Origin of the sequence: Streptomyces sp. NPDC048436 (assembly GCF_043200355.1) — a bacterium.
Classification (GTDB): domain Bacteria; phylum Actinomycetota; class Actinomycetes; order Streptomycetales; family Streptomycetaceae; genus Streptomyces.
Genome location: NZ_JBICXP010000013.1, coordinates 88513 through 111838 on the forward strand (window position 1 = coordinate 88513; position 23326 = coordinate 111838).

The following is a 23326-nucleotide window of genomic DNA, read 5'->3' on the forward strand; positions in this document are numbered from 1 at the left end:
GCGTGTCGTGTTCGAATGCGCCGACCGCTGGCAGTCGATGGCGGGGGCGAGGGCGAAGGAGGGCTGGAGGGAACGCCCACCGCCCGCTAAGCAGGCGGCCGGTTCGGTTCAGCCTGCCAGTTGCTGCAGCCATTCGCGCAGCAGAGCCGTCTCCGCGGCTCTCAGGGGCACCCCGGTGCCCGCGACCGGGGGTCCGGTGGTGAGCGCGGTTTCCAGTGCGGCGTCGAGGGCGAGTGCGCGCGAGGCCAGGTCCGATTCGAACGAGGCGGGCTGGTCCGTGGTGATGGAGGCGATGACGGTGTCCCGCAGTCGTGCCGACGTGGCGAGGTCCCGCTTTGAGGGGGCTTCGCCGATCAGCGCCAGCGTGGCACCCGTCGTTGCCGCGTGGATGACACGGGTCGCCTGTTCCACCGGAACGCGAAGCCGCCCGGCCTCGGCCGCGCGGCGCAGCAGTTTCACCAGCAGGGCGTGCGCCTCGTCCGCGGCGGGGGGCCGCCGCCCGGGCTGCGCGGTGCCGTACATGAGCATGTAGAACGCGGGGTGCTGCGCTCCGAAGTCGACGTGCAGGTCCCAGCCGCGGTAGAGGTCGGCCACCGGGTCGTCGGGGGTCAGCGCCAGGGCGTCCCGTTTTTCGGCCAGGTACATCTCGAACCCGTAGGCGGCCAGCTCGGCCAGGAGTCCGTCCTTGTCGTCGAACATCCGGTAGAGCGCGGGGGCCGTGATGCCCGCGGCTGCGGCGACAGCGCGCGTCGAGACCGCGTCGCTGCCGCCCTCCTCCAAAAGCTTGGCGGCCACCTGCAGCACCTGGCGCCGCGCGGCGCGTCGTCCCTCGTTCATGGAACAACGATATCGCATTTTGCGTATCGTCGCCTTATCAGTGCTACTGTTTAAGGCGGAACAACGATCCATGGTGATGGTGGTCGGCGCCGGCACGCGAGACCTGCGCATGCGCCGCACCCCGGCCGGGGCCGTCGGTCCCCCACTCGTGGAGCAGTGCGGCCGACCGCCGCAGCGGGCAGCTCATCGCCCGCCGGCACCACCACAGAACACGCCGCCATCGCGGCAGGAGAGGAACACCCATGTCCGATATCTCGATCGTCATCGCGTCGCATTCCGGCTACGGCCACACCGCGCAGATCGCCGCGGCCGTCGAGGACGGCGCACGCTCCGTCGCCGGGACGCAGCTCCAGCGCGTGGACGTCGCCTCCCTCAGCGACGCCGACTGGGAAGCGATGGACGCCGCGGACGCCATCATCTTCGGCACCCCCACCTACATGGGCAGCGCGTCGGGGGCGTTCCATGCCTTCGCCGAGGCCAGCAGCAAGCGGTGGAGCACCCGCGCCTGGAGCGACAAGCTCGCGGCGGGATTCACCAACTCCGGCTCCATGAGCGGCGACAAGCTGCACACCCTGCAGTACCTCTCCCTCCTGGCGGCCCAGCACGGAATGCTCTGGGTGAGCCTGAACCTCCTGCCGGGCTGGAACACCACCACCTCCAGCCCCCAGGACGACAACCGCCTCGGCTTCTACCTCGGTGCCGGCGCACAGAGCTTCAACGACACCGCCACCGTCCACGACGCAGACCTGAGCACAGCCCGCCACCTCGGCCGACGGGTCGCCGAGCACACCCGGATCCACCGGGCCGGACTGACCGCCGCAGCGCACTGAGACACAGAACCTTTTATGCGATTCATTCGATTCAGAGGAGTACGCCATGTCAGAGGAGTACGCCATGCAAAACCGAACACTGGGAAGCCAGGGTCTTGAGGTCTCAGCCATCGGCTACGGCGCGATGGGCCTGACGATGGCCTACGGGCCCACCGACGAGGAGGCCGGCGTCGCCGCCCTCCGCCGCGCCCACGACCTGGGCGTCACCTTCTTCGACACCGCCGAGATGTACGGCTGGGGCACCGGATCCAACGAGATCCTGGTCGGCAAGGCCGTCAGGGACTTCCGCGACGACGTGGTCCTGGCCACCAAGTTCGGTATCGACATGTCGGTGCCTCCGGAGCAGATCGGCGGCCCTCTCGACAGCCGGCCCGACAACATCCGCAAGGTCGCCGACAACAGCCTGCGCTACCTCGGCGTGGATCACATCGACGTCTTCTACCAGCACCGCGTCGACCCTGAGGTGCCCATCGAGGAGGTCGCGGGCACCGTCAAGGAACTGATCGACGCGGGCAAGGTGAAGTACTTCGGTCTCAGCGAGGCCGGGCCCGAGACGATCCGCAAGGCGCACGCCGTGCAGCCGGTCTCCGTCCTGCAGACCGAGTACTCCCTGTTCGAACGGGACGTCGAGCAGCTCTTCCCTGTCCTGGACGAACTCGGCATCGGCTTCGTCGCCTACTCCCCCCTCGGCCGCGGGTTCATCACCGGCACCGCCAAGCCCGCCGGCCAGTACGAAGCCACCGACATGCGCAACGTCGACCCACGCTGGCAGCCGGGCAACTTCGAGAAGAACGTCGAAGCCGTCGACCGGCTCGCCGAGCTCGCGGCGACCAAGGGTGCCACCGTCTCCCAGCTCGCCCTGGCCTGGCTCCTGACCCGGGGCGAGCACATCGTGCCAATCCCCGGCACCCGCAGCCCGAAGCGCATCGAGGAAAACACCGGCGCCACCGACCTCACCCTCACCGACGCCGACCTCAATGCCATCGACGAGATCCTGCCTCAGGGCGGCTTCGGAGCCCGCTATGCCGACGGGCACGTGCCCACCTGGATCTGAGATCCACCCCGGGACAGAGGCCACTCAGGTCGGCTCCGGTGGGATCAGGGCAGCGGGAATCGGCTGGTCACGTGGTGATCTCCAGTCAGTTCGACGGTGGACATGCCGGCCAGTCCTCGCCGTCGTACCGACAGGAGGGCGGCTGTTCCGTCTGCGACAGCCGTAACGCCGCCGCGGTGAAGATCAACGCACGTCCAGCACGCTACCCGGATCACGCCACGGCCCGCAGCCCTATTGCCGGTAGACCAGTAGCACTGGCGATCACCATGCCGAGCGTCGCGCACAGCAACACAGCGTCCAGGAACGCCATCAGCACGATCGCCGCAACGAACCTCACCGCGCCGGTGGCCGCGGCTACGACGCCCGCGTGGTGACCGAACGCAGCAGCGTCGTGTCGCCGCACGTATCCAGGGGCGCAGCCGGTCCCCTGATCACCGAGCCGCAGCAGGCCGAGAAGATCGTCACGGACGGCTGGGACGACGCGGTCCTGCTCGGCCGCCTGCTGCCCGTCCCGTCCCTCGACCGGCGTCCGGCACGCGGCGCGCGAGCTGCGAGCGGTGATGTGCACGTGCCGGAGCAGTACCTCCACTCCGTCACACGTCGTGCACGCGTGAAGTTGCCGGGGCCCGGCGGGACTGTCGCCGGGCCCCGGCCGGCTTCAGCTCGCTGCGCTGTTCAGCGCCGCGAGGACCGCACCGTATGCCTCCTTCTTCTGGTAGTTGCCGTTGAAGAGCAGCGGGGTTTCCTGGGCGCGCCAGGAGTACTTGTCGGTGATGCCCCACACGGTGATGCCGTTGCACCGGGCGACGGCCACGCATGCCTGGGTGACCTGGCGGTACACATTGGCCTGTGCCGCGCCGGAGCCGCCGACGTCGAGTTCGGTGATCTGCACATTCACGCCGAGGTCGGCGAAACGCTGGAGGTTCTGCCGGTAGGTGCTGAGGTTGGAGTTCGAGGCCAGGTGGCTCTGGAAGCCGACGCAGTCGATCGGGACGCCGCGGGCCCTGAAGTCCTGGACCATCCGGTAAATGGCGTCGCTCTTGGCGTTGATGCCGTCGGTGCCGTAGTCGTTGTAGCAGAGCTTGGCCTTGGGGTCTGCTGCTTTCGCGGCGCGGAAGGCGTCCTCGATCCAGCCGTTGCCGAGTTGCTGCTGGAGGTTGGACTTGCGGCGGCTGCCGTCCCATTCGAACGCCTCGTTGACCACGTCCCAGGAGTCGATCTTGCCCGCGTAGTGGCCGGCGACCCCGGCTATGTGGCCCCGCATCGCCTGGCGCAGGTTGTCGCCGGTCAGTCCCTGTACCCAGCCGGGCTGCTGGGCGTGCCAGACCAGGGCGTGGCCTCGGACGAACTTTCCGTGCTGATTGGCGTAGTTGACGAGTTGGTCGCCGCCGCTGAAATTGAACTGCCCCCGGCTGGGCTCGGTGGCGTCCCACTTCATCGCGTTCTCGGCCACCACGCTGGAGAACTCCCGGTTGAGCGTGGACTCGTAGTCGGTCTCACCGAGGTGTGGGGCAACCGCGGCGCCGAAGTACCGGCCGTGCTGGGCGGCCGCGCCGCCGAGGGTGTCGGCGGCGTGAGCGGTGGGCGAGAACGCCAGGACGGCCGCTGTCGCCAGGGCGCCGGTCGCCGCGGCGGTGATCGCCGACCGGGCGCGTCGTGGGAGGCGTCGTGGGGCGCGTCGCGTTGTGCGGCTTCTGGAGAATCTGTCGGTCATTGCGTGTCCCTCTCTTATGGGGGGTGTGGCAGTGCAGGGGCTGGTCTCGTACGGCTATCGGCGGCCGTCAGGCCAGGGCGGCTTCCCAGCGAGTGCCGTTGCCGGTGGCGTCGGCGGGGAGCCGGTCGCGGGCGGCGGTGTCGTCGTACAGACGCCAGCGGAACCAGTCCACGAGGGTGTTCTGGGTCCGGTCGAAAGTGGGGAACCCCGGGTTCAGATACGCGGCGTGGTCCGCGCCGACGTGGGTGAGGAACGCCTTGGGCGCGCGCAGCTCCTGGTACGCCCGCCGGGCCAGGGCGTAGTCGCAGGTCGGGTCCCTGTCGCCGTGGATGAACAGCACGCCCGCACGGACCGAGGCGGCGGGGTTGCCCATGTCCACACAGGCGACCGGGACGGCGGCGACGATACGGTCGTCGGGCCATGCGGTCACCAGGCCATGGGTGGTCATGCCGCCCATGGAGTGCCCGGAGACTCCGACGCCGGCCCTGGTGTCGATGTGCCCGGCGAAGGGACCGCCCGTGGCGTCGTTGAGCGCCAGGGTCCGGGTGATGACCTCGGAGACGTCCTTCGACCATTCGCCTCCGTAGACGGAGCCGAGGTTGGTGTTGTCGGAGAACGAGGGAGCGGGACAGATGAAGCCGGCGGAGGCTATCGCATGGGTCTGCGAGGCGTAGGAGTCGGAGTTGCCGCCCATGCCATGGCTCCACTCGGCGATGGGGAACACGCCGTCGGCGAGAGGGGCGTTGGGGACGGGGGCGCCGCCGGGGGTGCCGGGGGCGGGGTAGAAGACCTTGGTGAACAGCGAGCGGGCACCTCGGCTCCAGTTGAACTGGCGCACTCCGATGGCGAACTTCTGTGCAGGCGCACCCAGTTCGGCGCCGTAAGCATGGTTCAGTCCGGAGGCGAGCAGGGGGGTGCTCAGGCCGGCTGTCGCGGCTGCGGTCAGGCCGAGGAAGGTACGTCGTCTCAACGACATGCGTGACTCCTTGTGGGGGGTTAGGTCCTGTCTGCAGGTCTCAGCAGGCGGGGCCGGTCTGTGTGGCCAGGGCGAGTCGGTAGGGCAACTGCGAGTAGTCACCACTGGAGTTGGGGTTCCGGCCCTGGTAGAGGAGCTGGAGGTGGCACGGATCGAGTGTCATGGTCTGGTCGTTGGTGGAACGGATCAGCTCGCCATGACTGATGTCCTTCGTCCAGGCGCCGCCCGGGAAGGTGACATTGGTGGAGCGGGCGAAGGGGTTGGCTTCGGTGGCGGCGAGGGGCTGCCACGTACCGGTCAGGCCCTTGGAGGTGAAGGAGCGGTAGTAACGGTTGCCGTCGGAACCGATGGCCTCCCACATCAGCAGGTAGGTGTCGGTGCCCTTGACGCGGTAGACCGCGCCTCCTTCGAAGAGGGCGGAGCGGGAGTCCTGGAGAACGATCTTGGTGTTGCCGAAGCCATTGGGGAAGTTGGCGACGGTGGTCTCGGACCGGTACACGTGGCCGTTGTCGTCCGCGGAGAACAGGTAACACTTCGCGTCGTCGCAGATCACGTAGAAGTCGAGCCAGTTGCCGTTGCCGATGTTCTGCCGGACGACGTCGGGCATGCTGCTCATGAGGTTCTTCGGCGCGGACCAGCTGGTCGGGTCGTTGATGTTCTTGGTGGTGGAGTACGACGGCAGCCCGGTCTGGTAGACGAGGTACCACTCGTTCTTGGGGGCGAAGTAGAAGGCGTGCGGGGCGGCGCGGTAGCCGGGGCCGATGGCGGAGGCCTTTTCCAGGTGGGTCTGTTTCGCGCCGGCGGCCTGGGACCAGTTGTCGAAGCTGGTCTGGGCCAGGCTCCAGTCACCGGAGGTGCTCGCGGTGGTCATGAAGACGTGCCATCTGCCGTTCTTGTCCTGAACCACCGAAGGGTCCTTGACGGCGACGGAGTTGCTGCCGTCGGGCTGCGGTGAGATCAGCGGCCCCGTGGACGACCACCGGAAGCTGCCCGGCAGGCCCTGCTGGCGGGCGCCCGCCGACGTCGCTCCCTCGGCGGGCACGGCGAAGAACGCCGCAAGCAGGGCGATGAGCAGGGCCACATAGGCGTGACGGCGACTGGGGCGAGGGCGGGGGCGGGGGCGGAGACGATGCGGCAAGGGCATGGGCAACTCCATAGCGGCTCGACCGATGGACCCACCTCACGACGCCTGGTGCGCCCGGCTGTACGAGGACCGGGGCTGCGAGCGGGAGGAGCCTCACCGGAACAGGAAATGGGGGGTGGTGCGCATGCGGTGGAACGGGTTCGGGCGGCTGGACGCCTCGCTGTACGGCTCAGGCCGCCCAGTCCGAAGCTTGGTCGATATACCGAACGACAGTCGGACCTTCGGACGTAGGAATGATGAGGCGCTTGACGGTGTCTGGTCAACGCTTCGCACGAAATAGTTTCAGCCTTAGCTAAGAAAGATTTGCGCGGAAGTTTCGACAGGGGGCATGCGTGGGCGAGTTGGCGAGCGCCTGGGCTCGCTTGGGGGGGGGCGGGGACGCCGCGCTCGGTTCGTCGTGGGGGGCCGTGGTGAGCTCTGTGGCGGGGCCGTGCCAGTTCCGCGGCGGGGCCCGCGCTCGGCTCCGCGGCGGGGCCCTGCTCAGCTCTGTGGCGGGGCCGTGCTCTGGCGGACCACGAGTTCCGTGGCGATCTCCAGGCCGAGCTGCGGAACCCTCTCCCCGCGGCCGAGCGCGAGGGCCAACTCGGTGGCAGAGGCCGCCATTTCACTCAACGGCTGCCGCACCGTCGTCAGCGGCGGATCGGCCCAGACCGCGACCGGCATGTCGTCGAAGCCGACCACGCCCAGGTCCTGGGGGATACGCAGCCCGGCCTCGCGCGCCGCCTGGTAGACACCAAGTGCCTGCATGTCGTTGGCGGTGACGATCGCGGTGGGCCGATCCGGCCGGCCGAGCAGGGTGCGCGCCGCAGCCTGGCCGCCCTCGCGCGTGAGCTGGGAACGGACCGTCAGATCCGGATCCACGGGGAGGCCGGCCGCCTCGAGTGCGGACCGATAGCCCGCCGCTCGGGCCAGGCAGAACGCGTGATCAGGGCCGCTGACCATGGCGATGCGCCGGTGTCCCAGCGCGATCAGATGGCGCGTCGCGGACTGGCTCCCTTTGAAGTTGGTGGCGCCGACATAGGGGACACCTTCGGGAACATCGTCCACCGGATCGAACACGACGTAGGGGATGCCCTTCGCCTTGAGTCGCTCCCGTTCCGCTTCGGGGAGCTGGAACACCGACAGGACACACAGCGGGCGTCGCCCCACGGTGTCGTCGACCGAGGCATCCGCGTCGTGCAGACCGAACTTGGAGACCACGACACCGGCGCGGTTCCTGCGGGCCACCTCCTCGACACCGCGGATGATCTCCCCCACCCACATGCTCTCCAGCTCGCGGAAGATCAGCTCCACGTACTTCTGCTTGTTGTCCGAGGGCTTGCGGTATCCGTACTCGTTGATCAGTTCCTCGACCCGGGACCGGGTCTCGCCCGACACTCCTGGTCGGCCGTTGAGCACCTTTGACACCGTGGGCACCGATACACCCGCCAACTCGGCGATCTGCGCGATCTTCACCGACACCGACACCGACGTCGACCCGTCACTCCGCGCGGCCTTCCCGCTGCCCACCGGCGCTCCCTCACGGCTGTCCGCCACTACTGCTCTCCTGAGAGGCCGTTTACCCGGATCAAGGCCGCCGACATGCGAGTTACGCACGTGTCCCACTTCGATACAGATAGATCGACATACGCAGAACACCGCCCGGCGGGCCAAGTCCCGCCGCCCGTCTCATCCGTTGCTGGACCCGGAAACTCGTCTGACGTAGAGATCCTACAGAGCCGCCCTGTCACCAGCGGAAAGCGAGGTTCCGGCATACTTCCGGCGTGCTTTTGGTCTTGGTTTTGGTCACACATTCCCAACAGGCGCCGGGTGCCCCCTAGTTGCGGTCATGCGAGCGATTTCCGGTCACCGGCGCGGAAGGCTCGCGGTGCAGGGTGAACCGGCCGCCCGAGTCAACCTTGCGGCCGGTTGCCGGCCCGGCCCCCGAGACGATCAGACGGCCAGACGTCCACTCAGTGAACCTGTCGCTCACTCAGGCGGCCGACCAGCAGCTGATCAAGGTCCCAGAAGCATGGCTGCCCAGGGTCGTCACCAATCTTTGCCTGCACCGAGTCTGCGAACCAACAGCGCCTCGCGACTGCCCCAACTCGCCAAGGTCCTCAACGTGCCGACGCCGAACCGAACCCTGCCCCCTGAATGACGCGAGGCTCGTCAGGGATTCGGGGGCATGAGGCCAGTGCGCTGGGCGTAGCTCTCCAGGGGCTCTGCTGAGGCCCACCAGGACCTGTAGTAGTCGCGGAAGGAATTGACGGCCTCGGCCGTCTCCAGGCTGTGCCCACTCGTGAACGATCCGTCCGCGGTCAGCAGCAACAGCACGGCGGTGTCGTCGATGATCGCCATATTGACCGCGTCGACGCCGCTGTTCGTGGTCACCACGCGGGCGTGGTAGGCCATGCCGCGCATCTCTTCGCAGTGCTCGCGCAGCCACTGGCGCATGGCGCCGATCGACCCACCGATCGTGAACAGCAGAGCGACTCGACTTGCCCTTCTGGCCTTTGACCCTGCCCGAGCCGGTCGCCACGCATCATCCAAGTCCTGGCGGCTTGACGACTCGACCGGCGGGGCGGGGGTACACGGGGCGGATGTCTCGCTTACCCGATACTCCGGAGCAGTGGTTGTCCGTCGGCGGTGCACTGGCGGTCTACGCAGCGGTGCGCGTCACTCTGGCTTGGCGTCAGGCGCGCTTGGAGGGCGACCCTGAGCCCGTGCGTGCCGCGTTCGCCAATGAGGACGATGGGGTGCGGACAGGGCATACGGGGCTTCCGCCGTACGGCAGTTCCTGGCGCACGTACCTGGGGCTGCTCGTCGCCGCTGGAGTCCTCGGCGCCGTGAGCGCGACCACTGCCGGGACCCTGCAGTTGGCGTTGATGCTGACGCTGGTACCCGCCATCGCGATCGGCGCGGCAGTGATGGACTTTCGCACCGCGCGCACGCGGCGAGAGGCAGGGGGCAGGGACGGGGCTGAGGTTGAGGGGAGCCAGCGAATCTGAGCCTTGCCTCGCCCGCGATGTCCTGCTCGTCGCAGCGCCGGACGCGGGCGGCGGAACGGGTCGGGTCGGGTCGGGTCGTACGACAGGTACTGCTACGTTCGTTCAACGGCGCAGCGCCCGGCCGAAGGCACAGAGGAAACACCGACGTATGCACGACGGAGCGGGCGGCACCGGTCAGCCGCCGCCTGCTCCCCTTGCCCTACGATCTACGATCTACGCTCTACTCGTAGAACTCGGGACGCTCGATCAGCGCCACCTCGACCCGCCCGCCCTCCCGCTGGGACACCAGGCCCGCCTCGCACACGGCCGCAGCCGCATAGCCGTCCCAGGCACTGGGGCCGGTGATCTCGCCCCGGCGGGTGGCGTCCACCCAGGTCTGCACCTCGCGGTCGTAGGCGCCCTCAAAACGCTCGACGTAATCCGGCGGGATGCGGGCTCCCCAGCGGCCGTCGGCGCTGATCCGGGGCCCTCGTTCGTCTCCGATACGTACGGTGCCCCGCTCGCAGACCGCCTCGGCCTGCACCTGGTAGCCGTAACCGCAATGGCCGAAGATTTCGACGTCGACGAGCCCGCCCGCCGAGGTCTCCAGGAGGACGAACTGGGGGTCGTTCATGCCGGCCGGGGCATGCGACGACGCCGTCGGCTTGTGCACGGTGATCGCCGTGATCTCCTGGTCGAGCAGCCAGCGGGTCGCGTCCACCTCGTGTGCGACCGAGCTGCTGATGAGCATCTCGTCGGTGAACCCCGGCGGCATGAGCAGGTTGCGGTGCCGTTGGTGCAGCATCAGTGCCGCGCCCAACTCGCCGCTGTCGAGGAGCCTTTTGAGCTGGACGTACTCGGCGTCGTAGCGCCGCATGAAACCCACCTGGATACGCCGACGTCCGAGCCGCTGCTCGGCTTCCAGGATCCGCTGGGCGGATGCCGTGTCCGGAGTCATCGGCTTTTCACACAGCACCGGCAGGTCACGGCCGAGGGCTTCGCTCAGGGCTGCCTCATGGGCAGGACCGGGTGAGGCAATGAGAACGGCATCCACGTCTTCCGCCGCAATGGCCGCCGCCGCTTCTGTGTAGGCCGTGCAACCTTCGATCGAATCGGCGAGCAACTGCGCCCGTTCCGCCTCGATGTCGGCGACAGCGGTCACCCGCGCCCCGCTGATGACGTCGTGGATCCGACGTACATGGTCCGCGCCCATTTTCCCGGCGCCGATGACGGCCACACCGAGCACTCGCTGAGATGGCATGACTTGTGGTGTCTCCCCTCCTGTTCAAGGACCTTCCCGCCCATCATCTCCAGCGAAAGGCGGACCGACTCGCGGCCAATCCGCCCCGGTGTTCACAGAGCGATCGACCGAGCCCCGCGTTCGTAGGTGGTGTCAGGCCCACCCCCACGGGGGTGCTGGGCCGCTGGTGGGCTCACCGGGACACTCATAGCGTCGGAACATGAGGGATTCCACGAACGAACAGCCAACGGGTACCACCAGGCGGACGGCGCTGCGCGGTCTGGGGATTGCGGTGGGGAGCATGGCTGTGGCCGGCGGGCTCGGAGCCTCACGGGCGGTGGCGGAGCCACGTCGCGGGCCGACCACCTACGTGCTGGTGCACGGTACCCACAGCGCCGGCGCGTTCTGGATGCCGATCGCGCGGGAGCTGACGCTGCGCGGTCACCGCGTCGTCATGGTGGACCAGCCGGGGCATGGCGCGGAGGCTTTCGTCCCGGAGTCGTGTCAGCGGCAGGACCTCAAAGCGATGGCGGTCGAGCCTTCCCCGCTGAAGGGCCTCGGGCTGGACGACTACGAGGCGCGCGTCACGGGTATCGTGCGGCGCGCGGCGCGGAACAGCCCGGTGGTGCTGGTCGGGCACAGCCTGGGTGGCGTATCGGTCAGCCGTGTCGGCAATGCCGTCCCGCATCTGCTTCACCACATCTGCTACATGGCGGCCTTCTGCCCCAGCCGTGCCCTGCCCACAGCGGACGCCTGCACGGCGGCACCCGAGAACGCCAACGCCGTCAGCCCGGTCGAGCTGGTGGTCGGTGACCAGGACCGGCTCGGGGTGCTGCGGCTGAACTTCCGGACAGGTGACGGCCGTGAACTGGCCCTCCTGAAGGAGATGAGCTGCGCGGACTACCCCGACGCCGACTTCCGCACGTTCATGGCCGGCATGCAGACCGATGAGCCCATCGCCGCTTATGCGGGCCGAGCGGTCGGCCGAGCTGACAGCTGGGGACGCATTCCCCGCACCTACTTGCGCTTCGGTAAAGACCGGACGATCGCCACCGCGCTCCAGGACAGGATGGTCGCGGAGGCCGACGCACTCACACCCGGCAACCGCTTCCGCGTACACAACTTTCCCGAGGCGTCGCACGTAGGGCCCCTGGGTCTCGCCCCCATCGCAGAAGTCCTGGACACACTCGCGGCGTAGGCGCAGCCTGGTCGGCCTCGTAACTGAGTGCGTTTGCGCCAAAGAGAGTCCGGTAGCGGGCGGCTTCGGCGCGGGCTCGGGTATATCGGGTATCGGGTATGCCGAGCGGCTGCTGAGCAGGGGCACCCGCACCGGTAGTCGTCCACCAGCCTCATCTACGGGCCGTCGGCCGACCGTCGTGCGCGGACAGTTTCTCGGCCTCGCGCATTCGGATGCAGGCGTTCAGCGTGAAGACCAACGCCGGCACTCACAGAGCCGGCCCGGTTTGCGAGGGGAACGACACCACGCCGGAATCTCAGAGCGCCCGGCGGCTCCCGACGCCGACTACGGTGCCTGGTGTGACTGATCGTCAGAACGCCGTGCCGGACCGTCGCCGGGGCGGATATCTCCGGGCCGCCGGCGCCTTCGCCGTGTGTATGGCCGGCACCACGCTTCCCACCCCGCTCTACGGTCTGTACCAGGACGAGCTCGGCTTCTCCGAACTGATCGTGACGGTCGTCTTCGCCGTCTACGCCTTCGGAGTGATCGGTGTCCTGCTGCTCGCGGGCAACGTCTCGGACACCGTCGGCCGCAAACCGGTCCTGCTCTGCGGACTGGGGCTCGCAGCCCTCAGCGCCGTGTGCTTCCTGTCCGAGGGCGGCCTGGCGCTCCTGTACCTCGGACGGCTCCTCTCGGGGCTGTCCGCCGGACTGTTCACCGGCGCCGCGACCGCGTACGTGATGGAGTGCGCCCCGCCCGGCAAGGAGGGGCGGGCCGCCTTCGCATCTACCGCGGCCAACATGGGAGGCCTCGGCTGCGGCCCGCTGCTCGCGGGGCTGCTCGCCGAGTACGCGCCGGGACCGCTGCAGATGCCGTTCGTGGTGCATCTCGTCCTGGTGGGCGTCGCGTTCGCCATGATCTGGTCCCTGGCCGAGACCGTGCGCGACCCGCGGCCCCTGCGCACGGCACGACCACAAGGGCCCAGCCTGCCGCCGGAGGTCCGGAAGGTCTTCGTACCCGCAGCACTCGCCGCCTTCGTCGGATTCTCCCTGCTGGGGGTGTTCACCTCGGTGTCCCCGGCCTTCCTCACCCGGACCCTTGACGTCACGAACCTCGCCCTCATCGGACTGATCGTCTTCCTGGCGTTCTTCGCGTCCACCATCGGCCAACTCCTCGTCGGCAGGCTCGGTGTGGCAAGGGCGCTGCCGCTCGGCTGCCTCTTGCTGATCATCGGTCTGGGCCTGTTGGCAGGGGCGTTGACCTGGGAGCAGCTCCCCTTGGTGGTACTCAGCGCACTTGTGGGCGGAGCGGGTCAGGGACTCGCCCTGCGGGCCGCGGTGGCAGCCGTCTCGGGCGCCGCCCCGGAGGCGCACCGGGCAGGCGTCATCTCGTCGCTGTTCGTGGTCGCGTACACAGGTATCTCGATCCCGGTCATCGGCATCGGCGTGCTCTCCGAGGCACTCGGTCTTGAAGATGCCGCGCTTGTCTTCATCGGGGTCATGGTGCTGCTCGCCGCTGCCGCCGGTGTCTACCTGGCGCGGCGCCCGGCCGTGGGCGCAGGCAACGCAGGGCCGTGACGGGTCCGCGATGAGCGGGATCAGCGAGCCGCCGAGAGGCCCCCGCATCGGACTACGACAGGCGGTCGGTCCCGCCGCCGGTGCCGCCGGTGCCGCCGCCGGGGGCGGCATGGGCCAGGCCCGTCCGGTAGGCGATGACGACGAGTTGCGCCCGGTCGCGGGCCTCCAGCTTCGTCATGGCGCGCTGCACATGGGCTCGGACGGTGAAGGGGCTGAGGAACATCCGCTCGGCGATCTCCTGGTTGGACAGGCCGGTCGCCACCAGGGCCACCATTTCGCGTTCGCGCGGGGTGAGCACGGCGAGCTGTTCGGGGTGGCGCGGCGGGGCGTCGTCCGGTGTGGCCAGGAAACGGGCGACCAAGGAGCGGGTCGCGGCGGGCGAGAGAAGAGTGTCGCCGTCGGCGATCGTACGCACGGCGTCCAGCAGGTCCTCGGCCCCGATGCCCTTGCCGATGAAGCCGCCTGCTCCCGCGCGCAGCGCCTGAGCGACGTACTCGTCGGTCTCGTACGTGGTGAGGATCAGGATGCGACTGGCACGCAGTTCCGGGTCCGCGCAGATCTCCGCCGTGGCGGTGAGACCGTCCACCTCGGGCATACGGATGTCCATGATCACCACGTCAGGGCGAAGCTCCCGGGTGAGTCTCACCGCTTCCCTGCCGTCGGCGGCCTCGCCGACCACGGTGATGTCCTCGGCACTGTCGAGAAGCAGCCGGAAGGCATCGCGCAGCAGGGCTTGATCGTCGGCGAGCAACACCCGGAGCGTCACGGCACATCCCCCGCCTCTCCGTCATTGCCCGGCCGTACGTCGCCTGTCACTCCGTCAGCCACCCGCCCCTCCAAGGTTGTTGCTCCGTCAGTCCTACGCGTCGAGTCCTTGGTGGGCGGGAGGGGCAGCTCGGTGGAGACGAGGAAGCCGCCCTCCGGGCGCCTGCCCGCGGAGAGGTGTCCCCCGACCGCGGTGGCGCGTTCACGCATCCCGATCAGACCGTAACCGGGCTGACGGTCCCCCGCCGTGGACGCATTCGGTCCCTTGGGTGCGGTCGTCGCCGTACGAGCCTTCCCTCCGTCGTCGGCGACGGTGATGCTCACGCGATCGCGGGTCCAGGCGAGGCGCACCCGGGCGCTACCGGTACCGGCGTGCTTGGTCACGTTGGTCAGGGCCTCCTGGACGATGCGGTAGGCGGTGAGGTCCACTCCCGGCGGCAGCGGCCTGGCCGTGCCCTCCTGGTGCACCGACACCTCCAGACCCGCGCGGCGGAAGGACTCGAGGAGCGAGGGGAGCCGGGAGAGTCCGGGGGCCGGTTCGGCGGGCGCGGCCGTGTCCCCGGACTGACGCAACAGGCCGACTGTGGCCCGCAGTTCATCGAGCGCGTCACCGGTGGTCTCGACGAGCTCGTTCAGGCTCTTGCGGGTCTGCTCCGGGCGGGCGTCGAAGAGGTGGGCGGCGACCGTGGCCTGCGCGTTGGCCAAGGTGATCTGATGGGCCACCAGATCGTGCAGTTCCCGGGCGATGCGCACCCGTTCCTCGGCCACTCTCCGGCGCGCCTCACTGTCCCGGCTCTTCTCTGCCCGCCGGGCCCGCTCCTCCACTGCCGCCAGGTAGGCCCGTCGGTTCTGCGTCGAGTGCCCGAGTACGCCGGCCACCAACGGAAACGCCGCCACCGCCCCCACCCTGCTCGCGTCCTTCCACGAGAGAGCCCCGAACAACGGGGTGGAGGCGACGAGCAGCGCCACAGAGGTGAGCGACACCGCGCTCGCCGCGTGCCGTTCGGTGCGCGCGGTGAGCGAGTAGGCGGTGATCACGGCGGGGGCCACGATGAGCGGGCTCAGCAGGAGGCCCAGGGGCGGCACCAGCATGCCGCTCGCGGTCGTGGCCGCCATGGCTGCCAGGGGCGCCCGGTGCCGCACCGGCAGCACGGCACAGGACACCGCGGCGATGAAGTAGGCGGCGGCAGGCGGCGGTGTCAGCGTGCTGCCGTCGTCCTGCAGCACGCCGCCGAGCAGACAGAGCGCGAACGCCGTCGCCGTGATCGCTCCCTCCCGCCACCACGTACGGCGGGATCGCCGGCCACCGTCACCCGTGTTCACCTTCGTCATGGCCGGCTCAGTTCCGGCCGACGGGGAGACGCGGCACCGATGCTCCCAACTTGGCCCCGGAGGCCGGGACTTGCCTGCTCAGTGCCTCACCCTCGATATCCACATTCGGCAGCACACGGTTCAGGGTACGGGGCAGCCACCAGGCGCGGTGGCCGAGCAGTGCCAGGACCGCGGGTGCGATAGCCATCCTGACCACGAAGGCGTCGAAGACGACGGCGGCGGCCAGACCGACGCCCATCGTCTGGATGGTCGGGCTGCTCATGCCGATGAATCCGGCGAACACGCTGATCATGATGATCGCCGCCGCGGCCACCACACGTCCGCTGTGCCGGAAACCGTTGACGATCGCCTCGCCGGGGGACGCGCCGTGGACGTAGGCCTCCCGCATCCGGGTGAGGAGGAAGACCTCGTAGTCCATGGCGAGGCCGAAGACTATTCCGATGATGAGGATCGGCATCAGTGACATGACCGGTCCGGTCTGCTCGATGCCGATCAGGTCTGCCGCCCAGCCCCACTGGAAGACGGCGACGAGTACGCCGAAGGCGGCACCCACCGACAGCAGGAAGCCGAGCGCCGCCTTGACCGGGACCAGGACCGAGCGGAAGACCACCATCAGCAGGAGCACCGCCAGGCCGATGACCACGGTCAGATAGGGGATGAGGGCGTCGGACATGGCTTCGGAAATGTCGATGTTCAGCGCGGTGGTACCGGTCACCAGGATGCCGGCGCCCGTGTCGGCCTCGACGCCTGCGACCGCGCCCCGGATCGCGTGCACCAGGTCCTTGGTCTCGCCGCTGTTCGGCGCGGTCCGCGGGACGGCGGTGAGGACGGCCGTGTCCTTGGTCCGGCTGAGAACCGGATCACCGACCGACGCGACCCCGCCCACTGCCCGTACGGTCTTGACGACCAAGTCCGTGGTGGCCCGGGCGTCCCCGGACTCCGACGTGTCCACGACCACGGTCAACGGGCCGTTGAAGCCCGGGCCGAAGCCCTCTGACAGCAGGTCGTAGGCACGGCGCTGGGTGGTCTCCACCGACTTGGACTCGTCTCCGGGCAGCCCGAGTTCGAGGCTCAGCGCCGGCAGGGCGACGGCACCGAGACCGAGTCCGGCGATCATCAGCACGGCCACCGGACGGCGCAGCACGAACCTCGCCCAGCGGGTGCCGAGCCCATTCCGGCCGGCCGCGGTGGACACCGGGTGCGGGCGCTCGCTTCCCCGCGGGACGGCCTTGCGGCCTGCGCGGGACAGTACGCGGCGGCCGAAGAAGCCGAAAAGCGCGGGGACCAGGGTCAGTGCGACGAGTACGGCAAGGGCCACCGCACCCGCGCCGCCCATGCCCATCTTGGTGAGTTCGGGAATTCCGACGACCCCAAGGCCGACCAGGGCGATGAAGACGGTCGCGCCGGCGAAGACGACGGCGGATCCGGCCGTGCCCACCGCCCGTCCCGCGGCCTCCTCCGGCTCGCTGCCCTGGGCGCGCTCGTCGCGGAAGCGGGAGGTGATGAACAGCGCGTAGTCGATGCCGACCGCGAGGCCCAGCATCAGCGCCAGGATGGCGACGGTGGACGTCAGGCCCAGCGGAACCGCCAGTGCGGAGACCAGGCCGAAGGCGATGGCCACGCCCACGAAGGCGGTCAGCAGCGACAATCCGGCCGCGACCAGCGACCCGAGGGCGAGGACGAGGACCACCGCCGCCACCGCCACACCGATGAGCTCCGTCGTCCCGCCCGGTTCCTCTTCCGAATCCAGGGCCGAGCCGCCGATCTCCACGGTCAGCCCCGCGTCCCGGGCCTGGCTCGCGGCGTCCTCGAGGGCGCTCTTCGTCGGCTCGGTCAGGTCGACGGCGTCCGCGGTGTAGGTGATCGTGGAGTAGGTGATGCTGCCGTCCTCGCTGACAGCGCCGGTCTCATAGGGGTCGGTCGTCGACGCGACCTGATCGCCCCCGTCCAGCGAGCCGAGCGTGTCCTCGACGACCGCCCTGTTCTCCCTGGCCGTCACCCGGTGCCCGTGCGGGGCCTGGAACACCAGACGCGCCTCGGCACCCTGGGAGTTGCTCTGGGGGAAGCGCTCGTCCAGCAGGTCGAACGCCTTCTGCGACTCGGTGCCGGGCATGGAGAGGTCCTCTTCCTCCCCGGCCGGTGCCACGGCGGCGGCAACTAAGGCCGCCACCAGGACACCCAGCCACACACCGCCCACGAGCCGACGCCGCCGGAAGGCCCACCGTCCGATCCGGTAAAGAAATGTCGCCACCTGTTGATCACTCCAGACACCGCTAGGAAAGGGGAATGCGCGTGATTTCCGCGCCTCCAACCCTTCCTTCCGGCGCTCCGCCGGGCATCGTCCCCCGCCGCCGTCTTCCCCTGGTGCACCAGGACCAGCCACTCACGCGTCCTGATGCCTACGCACCAGGCCGACTTGGGCCTCAACGGCCCCCCGGCGCCGGAGCAACGGGGGGGGGCCGACCTGCGCCAGACCCGCCTCAAGGAACTGATGGCTCACCGCGCCCCGTTGTACGAGGAACTGCGCCGCCGACCCTGCAGAGAGGACACGAGCCGGAGCGCCCGCACCCGTGAACGGATGGGGCGCCCCGGCGTGGATCCCGGCTCAGCGGCGGTTACTTCATGCCGATGAGCTGTTCCAGCGGATCGATCGCGAAGTAGACGAGGAAGAGGCCTGCGGTGCCCCACAGCAGCCAGTGCACCTCGCGGGCCTTGCCGAGGCAGGCCTTGATGACGACGTGCGAGACGAAACCGGCGCCGATGCCGTTGGTGATGGAGTACGTGAACGGCATCACGGCGATGGTGAGGAACGCGGGGACGGCCAGCTCGTAGCGCTCCCAGTCGATGTGCTTGACCTGCGTCATCATCAGGAACCCGACCGCGACCAGGGCCGGGGACGCGGCCTGCAGGGGCACGATCGTCAGGACCGGGGTGAGGAAGAGCGCGGCGGCGAACAGGCCGCCCGTGATCACGCTGGCGAAACCGGTGCGCGCGCCTTCGCCGACACCCGCGGCGGACTCGACGTACGTGGTCGCCGACGAGGACGAGGCGGCGCCACCCGCGACGGCCGCGGCGCCGTCGATGAGCAGGACGCGGCCAAGGCCGGGGACCTGGCCGCGCTCGTCGAGGAGTCCGGCCTCGGCCGTGACACCGACGACGGTGCCCATCGTGTCGAAGAAGTCGGACAGGATCAGGGTGAAGATCAGCAGGACCACCGTCAGGACGCTGACCTGGCCGAACGAGCCGAAGATGTCGAACTCGCCGAGCAGCCCGAAGTCCGGGGCGGCGACCGCGTTGTCCGGAACGGACGGGGAGATCAGGCCCCAGGACTTGACGTCGGCGATCGAGTTGACGATCAGGGCGAGAACGGTCATCGCGGCGATGCTGATGAGGATGGCGCCGGTGACCTTGCGGGCCAGGAGGACGACGGTCAGGAGCACGCCGAGACAGAAGACCAGCATCGGCCAGCCGACGAGGGTGCCGCTGCCGAGCTGGACGGGGACGGTGCTGTTCGCGGCGTCCGGGACGCGCGTGACGAAGCCGGCGTCGACGAAGCCGATGAAGGCGATGAACAAGCCGATGCCCACGCTGATGGCCTGCTTGAGCGCCTGCGGAATGGCGTGCATGACAGCCTGCCGCAGGCCGGTCATCACCAGGACGCAGATCAGCAGACCCTCGAGGACGACCAGGCCCATCGCGTCGTCCCAGCTCATCAGCGGGGCGATCTGGAAGGCGACGACGGCGTTGAGACCGAGGCCCGCGGCGAGGGCGAGGGGGAGATTGCCGCCGAAGCCCATGATGATGGTCATCATCGCCGCCACCAGCGTGGTGGCGGTGGCCAATTGGGTGGGGTCGAGCTGCTCACCGAACTTGTCCTCGGCGCCGCCGAGGATGATCGGGTTCAACACCAGGATGTAAGCCATGGTGAAGAACGTGGCGACCCCGCCGCGTATTTCGCGGGCGTACGTAGACCCGCGTTCGCTTATCTGGAAGAACCGGTCGAGGGGGCCACCGGATCTGGCGGGCGGCGCGGCCGGCCCCGTGCTCGTCTGCATGACTGCGTCTCCTGGACCTGCATATGAGGGGGATTTTCGGGAGTTGTCAGGTGCCACCGCAGGCGCATGTGAGGCAGTAGTGCGAACGTACATGCGGCACCTCGGGGGTGGATCATACGCGGCGTGACGGAGTTCTCAATTCCGGTGACAAATGGCGGGACTGAGGCGGTCGCAATGTGGCGATCAGTATGTTCCTTCCTACAAAATCGTTGCGGATCTACTCCACCAAAAGCGGACGCAGACGACAGCGGACCTGCGGTCGCGGTCCGTAAATGCCTACTCTCTTTCCGTGCATCCACCGATCCCCTTCAACGCGCGTGCCGCCCGGACCTTGCGCGAGAAACTCGGGATGGCCCCCGGACACGTCGCGTACGGCATGAGCGTTTCGTTCGGCATAACCCACATCACCCCTGACCACATCAGCGCGTGGGAACGCGGCGTCGCCGCGCCCGACCCGAGCGAACTCGCCGCACTGGCCGGCGCCTTGTGGTGCGCGCCCGGTGAGCTGATGGGCCGGCCGCGGACCCTGTACGAGCACCGGCTCGCCCGCGGTATCGCCGCGGACGACGTGGCCGACGCGACCGGCCTGCCGCGCGAGGCCTATATGCACATGGAGGCCGCCGGCCGCTGGAGCGGCGACGCCCAGCAGTCCGCCAAGCTCGGCAGCTTCCTCGGTCTGGCCCCCCGCGACCTGATCGCCGTCACCGGCCTGGAGGACGAACTCGCGCGCCTGCTCACCGAAGCGGTCTCCACCCGCTGGCAGGCGCACATCAAGGCCATCGCCAAACTCGCCTCCCTGGACCACCGCAACCTGAAGAACCCGCTGCGCACCATGCACGACGAGTACCAGACCTTGCTGGCCGCGACCCTCAGCCGGGCCGGCTCCAACTCGGCCGCAGGCGAGGGCGGACAGCGGTACGTCGACAACATCATCGACCGCTTCTGGGAGGCGCTGGAGCGGTAGGCGGCACGCCGGCCGCCTGTGACCGCGAAGACCCGAAGACCGAAGACCGAAGACCCGCAAGTAGGGTCAGGCCAGATCCCACGCCACACGGAAGCCAAGATTGCCCGTGGTGCTGTCGGCGGTGTTGGAAGTGCGGGCGGCGACGCGGTAGCGGTTGCAGTACGAGTCGTGGCACAAGTACGACCCGCCCCGCATGACGCGCGTATGTGAGTCCTTCGGGTCCCACCGGTCGGCGCACCACTCCCACACATTGCCGGCCACGTTGTAGAGGCCATGCCCGTTGGGCGGGAAGGCGTGCACCGGCGCGGTACCGGTGTAGCCGTCCTCGGCGGTGTTCTTGGCGGGGAAGGTGCCCTGCCAGATGTTGCAGCGGTACTCGCCATCGGGGGTCAGCTCGTCACCCCACGGGTAACGGGCCTGGTCCAGGCCGCCGCGTGCGGCGTACTCCCATTCGACTTCGGTGGGCAGCCGCCCGCCGGCCCACTTCGCGAACGCCCGCGCATCGGACCAGCCGACGTGGGTGACCGGGTGATCCTGGCGCCCTTCGAGATCGCTGCCGGGACCTTCGGGAGTGCGCCAGGTGGCTCCTCGGACGCCGCACCACCACGGAGTGGCATCGGGGCGCGGGGAGACGCGCCGCAGCTCCGCGGGAAGGAAGCGGGCGAAGACATAGCTCCAGCCGTACCGTTCGGCTTCGGTGCGGTGCCCGGTCTCGTGGACGAAGGTCGCGAAACGGGCGGTGGTGACGGCATGCGCGCCGATGGCGAAGGCGTCCACGGCCACCTCGCGCACGGGTCCCTCCCGGTCCCCCGGATTCGCGTCGGCGTCCTCGTTCCCCATCCGGAAGGTGCCACCGGGCAGCGCGACGCGGGTCTCGTCGCCGGGCGAGCGCGACGTGCTGACCGGCCCCGGTGGGAGCGAGACGTCGAGCGGCGCCGCACCGCTCGTGCCGGCTTCGGTGCGGGCGGGGGCGCAGCAGGAGGGGCGTGGCCGGCCGGTTGCGCAGGTCATTTCGTCCTGCCGACGGTCGTCGCGGGGCCCGCGCCTTCCGTCTCCTGGGTCTCGAACGCGGACAGGGTTGTGTCGTAGTCGGTCGGAACGTCGTACATGGGTGTCATCCAGTGGAAGAAATTGTCGCCGCGGTCACGCAGCAGGTGATAGAGGCGGTGCATCAACTGCTTGCGTACGCCGTTGAGTTCAGGGTGGTCGTAGCGGTTGAGCAGTTCGTCGGGGTCGGCTTCCAGGTCGTACAGCTCGTTGCGCGACTCGGGGTTGACCACCAACTTGTAGCGCCGGGTGCGCAGCATGCGCTGCGGGTAGGGGAAGTGGTGGCCGTGGTACTCGGCCAGGTGGTGCTCGTCCCACTCCGGCCGCTCGCCGCGGGCCAGCGGCAGCAGGCTGCGGCTGTCGACGGCGGGCGCCGGGTCGCTTCCGGCCAGTTCCAGGATGGTCGCCGTGTAGTCGGTGAGGGAGACGAACTCCGCACGCACCTGCCCCGGGACCCCGCCCGGCACTCGCAGAAGCCCGGGGATGCGGTAGATGTCCTCGTACATGGCGGGGCCCTTGTCGTGCAGCCGGTGGGATCCGGTGAACTCGCCGTGGTCGGCGGTGAAGCACACCGCGGTGCGCTCGTCGAGGCCCAGCTCACGGATGGCGTCGAGGATGCGGCCGATCTGCTCGTCGATGAGCGTGACGTATCCCCAGTACACGGCGATGAGTTTGCGGCTGTCCTCGATCGGCATCGTGTCGAACGCCCACAGCTTGCTGTAGTTGCTCTGCACCGGCGGCTTCCCCGCGAACGTCTCGGCTATGGAGGCGGGCAGCGGTACCGACTCCGGTTCGTACAGGTCGAAGTGGGAGTCGGGCAGGATGTAGGGCAGGTGCGGGCCGAAGAAGTGGGTGGCGAGGAAGAACGGGGCACCCTCCCCCGCGCGTTCGTCAGCCGCGAACCGGCGCAGCATCTCGATGGTGCGGGTGGCCAGGTAGTACTCGAAGGTGGCCTCGACCGGCTGGTGCAGCCGGGCCGCGAGAAGGTTGCCGGGGCTGCCGTTCGGCGTCGTACCGCGCATTTGGTCGCTGATGCGGTACTCCGGAAGACCGTTCTCCTTGAGGTAGGCCAGGTAGTCGGGGTGGTCGACGGGGTTGTGCCAGCCGGCCAGGTCGGGGCCCTCGAACCCGTAGTCGGCGGCCGTCCGCCGCACACCGCCGTGCCACTTGCCGAGCAGGCCTACGTTGTAGCCCTCGTCGCGCAGTTGTCGGGAGAAGGTGAACTGGCCCTCCGCAAGGTCCTCCAAGTAGCCCACGTTCCGCTCGTAGTTGGCGAGCAGCCGGTGCCGGAAGGGCGCCGCGCCGGTGAGGAGGCTGGCGCGGGCCGGGGTGCAGATGGCGGTCGGCGTGTAGCAGCTGTCGAACCGGGTGCCCTCGCCGGCGAGCCGGTCCAGGTTGGGGGTGCGCACCTGTGGGTTGCCGTAGGCGCCGAGAGTGTCCACCCGGTGCTGGTCAGTCATGAGGAAGAGCATGTTGTGGCGCACGGCAGTGCCTTTCCGGTCGGTGGAGCTCTGTTCTCGGATCCTGCGCGGGCGTCATCCCCCGCCGCTCATGACGTTGCCCCGGATCATGGTCGGGTCGGGTCGGTCGGATCGGGTCAGGTCAGGTCGTCGCGGGCAGGAGCGGCGCGTCGGGCCTCGCCGAC

General features: G+C 69.1%; 20 protein-coding genes. 6 read left to right on the forward strand and 14 right to left on the reverse strand.

Annotated features, from left to right (window positions below; translation table 11 throughout):
* Nucleotides 1-108: 108 nt before the first annotated feature.
* Nucleotides 109-837 carry a TetR/AcrR family transcriptional regulator gene (locus ACGFX9_RS32845; RefSeq protein WP_393481540.1) on the reverse strand — a complete coding sequence of 243 codons (729 nt, stop codon included), beginning with the start codon at nucleotides 835-837 and terminating at the stop codon, nucleotides 109-111.
* Between the two features lie 242 nt (nucleotides 838-1079).
* Here ACGFX9_RS32845 and ACGFX9_RS32850 point away from each other — a divergent pair, with 242 nt between their 5' ends.
* Both ACGFX9_RS32850 and ACGFX9_RS32855 read left to right on the forward strand, forming a co-directional pair.
* A complete protein-coding gene (locus tag ACGFX9_RS32850) occupies nucleotides 1080-1667 on the forward strand; it encodes a flavodoxin family protein (RefSeq protein ID WP_393481543.1) in 588 nt (195 codons plus the stop codon).
* 64 nt (nucleotides 1668-1731) lie between these two features.
* Nucleotides 1732-2721: an aldo/keto reductase gene (locus ACGFX9_RS32855; RefSeq protein WP_393481546.1), complete on the forward strand. Its 990-nt coding sequence runs from the start codon at nucleotides 1732-1734 to the stop codon at nucleotides 2719-2721.
* Between the two features lie 211 nt (nucleotides 2722-2932).
* Here ACGFX9_RS32855 and ACGFX9_RS32860 read toward each other — a convergent pair whose 3' ends face one another.
* From ACGFX9_RS32860 to ACGFX9_RS32885, 6 genes are all read right to left on the reverse strand, one after another.
* Entirely contained in the window at nucleotides 2933-3289 is a 357-nt protein-coding gene (locus tag ACGFX9_RS32860; RefSeq protein WP_393481549.1) for a hypothetical protein, read from the reverse strand.
* Between the two features lie 90 nt (nucleotides 3290-3379).
* Nucleotides 3380-4435: an endo-1,4-beta-xylanase gene (locus tag ACGFX9_RS32865; RefSeq protein ID WP_393481552.1), complete on the reverse strand. Its 1056-nt coding sequence runs from the start codon at nucleotides 4433-4435 to the stop codon at nucleotides 3380-3382.
* Between the two features lie 67 nt (nucleotides 4436-4502).
* Complete coding sequence (locus ACGFX9_RS32870; protein WP_393481555.1) at nucleotides 4503-5411, reverse strand: alpha/beta hydrolase family protein; 909 nt, start codon at nucleotides 5409-5411, stop codon at nucleotides 4503-4505.
* Nucleotides 5412-5451: 40 nt separating this feature from the next.
* Nucleotides 5452-6555 carry a non-reducing end alpha-L-arabinofuranosidase family hydrolase gene (locus tag ACGFX9_RS32875; protein ID WP_393481558.1) on the reverse strand — a complete coding sequence of 368 codons (1104 nt, stop codon included), beginning with the start codon at nucleotides 6553-6555 and terminating at the stop codon, nucleotides 5452-5454.
* 480 nt (nucleotides 6556-7035) lie between these two features.
* Nucleotides 7036-8091 carry a LacI family DNA-binding transcriptional regulator gene (locus ACGFX9_RS32880; protein WP_393481560.1) on the reverse strand — a complete coding sequence of 352 codons (1056 nt, stop codon included), beginning with the start codon at nucleotides 8089-8091 and terminating at the stop codon, nucleotides 7036-7038.
* A 615-nt stretch (nucleotides 8092-8706) separates the two neighbouring features.
* The gene (locus ACGFX9_RS32885; RefSeq protein ID WP_393481563.1) at nucleotides 8707-8991 is read right to left on the reverse strand and encodes a hypothetical protein; all 285 of its coding nucleotides are present in this window, start codon (nucleotides 8989-8991) and stop codon (nucleotides 8707-8709) included.
* A gap of 146 nt (nucleotides 8992-9137) precedes the next feature.
* Between ACGFX9_RS32885 and ACGFX9_RS32890 the strand changes: the two genes are divergently transcribed.
* A complete protein-coding gene (locus ACGFX9_RS32890; RefSeq protein WP_393481566.1) occupies nucleotides 9138-9545 on the forward strand; it encodes a hypothetical protein in 408 nt (135 codons plus the stop codon).
* 220 nt (nucleotides 9546-9765) lie between these two features.
* On the opposite strand, the gene ACGFX9_RS32895 is transcribed toward ACGFX9_RS32890, so the two are convergent.
* Complete coding sequence (locus ACGFX9_RS32895) at nucleotides 9766-10785, reverse strand: Gfo/Idh/MocA family protein (protein ID WP_393481569.1); 1020 nt, start codon at nucleotides 10783-10785, stop codon at nucleotides 9766-9768.
* 280 nt (nucleotides 10786-11065) lie between these two features.
* On the opposite strand from ACGFX9_RS32895, the gene ACGFX9_RS32900 reads away from it, so the two are divergent.
* Both ACGFX9_RS32900 and ACGFX9_RS32905 read left to right on the forward strand, forming a co-directional pair.
* Nucleotides 11066-11962, forward strand: a complete 897-nt coding sequence (locus ACGFX9_RS32900; RefSeq protein ID WP_393481572.1) for an alpha/beta hydrolase — start codon at nucleotides 11066-11068, stop codon at nucleotides 11960-11962.
* Nucleotides 11963-12321: 359 nt separating this feature from the next.
* Nucleotides 12322-13518, forward strand: coding sequence for an MFS transporter (locus ACGFX9_RS32905; protein WP_393481929.1), 1197 nt, complete (start codon nucleotides 12322-12324; stop codon nucleotides 13516-13518).
* Between the two features lie 52 nt (nucleotides 13519-13570).
* Here ACGFX9_RS32905 and ACGFX9_RS32910 read toward each other — a convergent pair whose 3' ends face one another.
* The 4 genes from ACGFX9_RS32910 to ACGFX9_RS32925 form a co-directional block, all read right to left on the reverse strand.
* Nucleotides 13571-14284, reverse strand: coding sequence for a response regulator (locus ACGFX9_RS32910; RefSeq protein WP_393481575.1), 714 nt, complete (start codon nucleotides 14282-14284; stop codon nucleotides 13571-13573).
* A complete protein-coding gene (locus ACGFX9_RS32915) occupies nucleotides 14281-15615 on the reverse strand; it encodes a sensor histidine kinase (protein WP_393481579.1) in 1335 nt (444 codons plus the stop codon). The genes ACGFX9_RS32910 and ACGFX9_RS32915 overlap by 4 nt, the downstream gene beginning before the upstream one ends.
* A 7-nt stretch (nucleotides 15616-15622) precedes the next feature.
* Nucleotides 15623-17866 carry an MMPL family transporter gene (locus ACGFX9_RS32920; protein ID WP_393481582.1) on the reverse strand — a complete coding sequence of 748 codons (2244 nt, stop codon included), beginning with the start codon at nucleotides 17864-17866 and terminating at the stop codon, nucleotides 15623-15625.
* A gap of 364 nt (nucleotides 17867-18230) precedes the next feature.
* Complete coding sequence (locus ACGFX9_RS32925; protein ID WP_393481585.1) at nucleotides 18231-19670, reverse strand: NCS2 family permease; 1440 nt, start codon at nucleotides 19668-19670, stop codon at nucleotides 18231-18233.
* Nucleotides 19671-19959: 289 nt separating this feature from the next.
* Between ACGFX9_RS32925 and ACGFX9_RS32930 the strand changes: the two genes are divergently transcribed.
* Entirely contained in the window at nucleotides 19960-20634 is a 675-nt protein-coding gene (locus ACGFX9_RS32930; RefSeq protein WP_393481588.1) for a helix-turn-helix domain-containing protein, read from the forward strand.
* A 66-nt stretch (nucleotides 20635-20700) separates the two neighbouring features.
* Here the strand turns inward: ACGFX9_RS32930 and ACGFX9_RS32935 are convergent, their stop codons facing one another.
* Both ACGFX9_RS32935 and ACGFX9_RS32940 read right to left on the reverse strand, forming a co-directional pair.
* Nucleotides 20701-21645 (reverse strand): formylglycine-generating enzyme family protein, encoded by a 945-nt coding sequence (locus ACGFX9_RS32935; RefSeq protein ID WP_393481591.1) that lies wholly within the window; start codon nucleotides 21643-21645, stop codon nucleotides 20701-20703.
* Complete coding sequence (locus ACGFX9_RS32940; protein WP_393481594.1) at nucleotides 21642-23141, reverse strand: sulfatase-like hydrolase/transferase; 1500 nt, start codon at nucleotides 23139-23141, stop codon at nucleotides 21642-21644. The genes ACGFX9_RS32935 and ACGFX9_RS32940 overlap by 4 nt, the downstream gene beginning before the upstream one ends.
* Nucleotides 23142-23326: the final 185 nt, after the last annotated feature.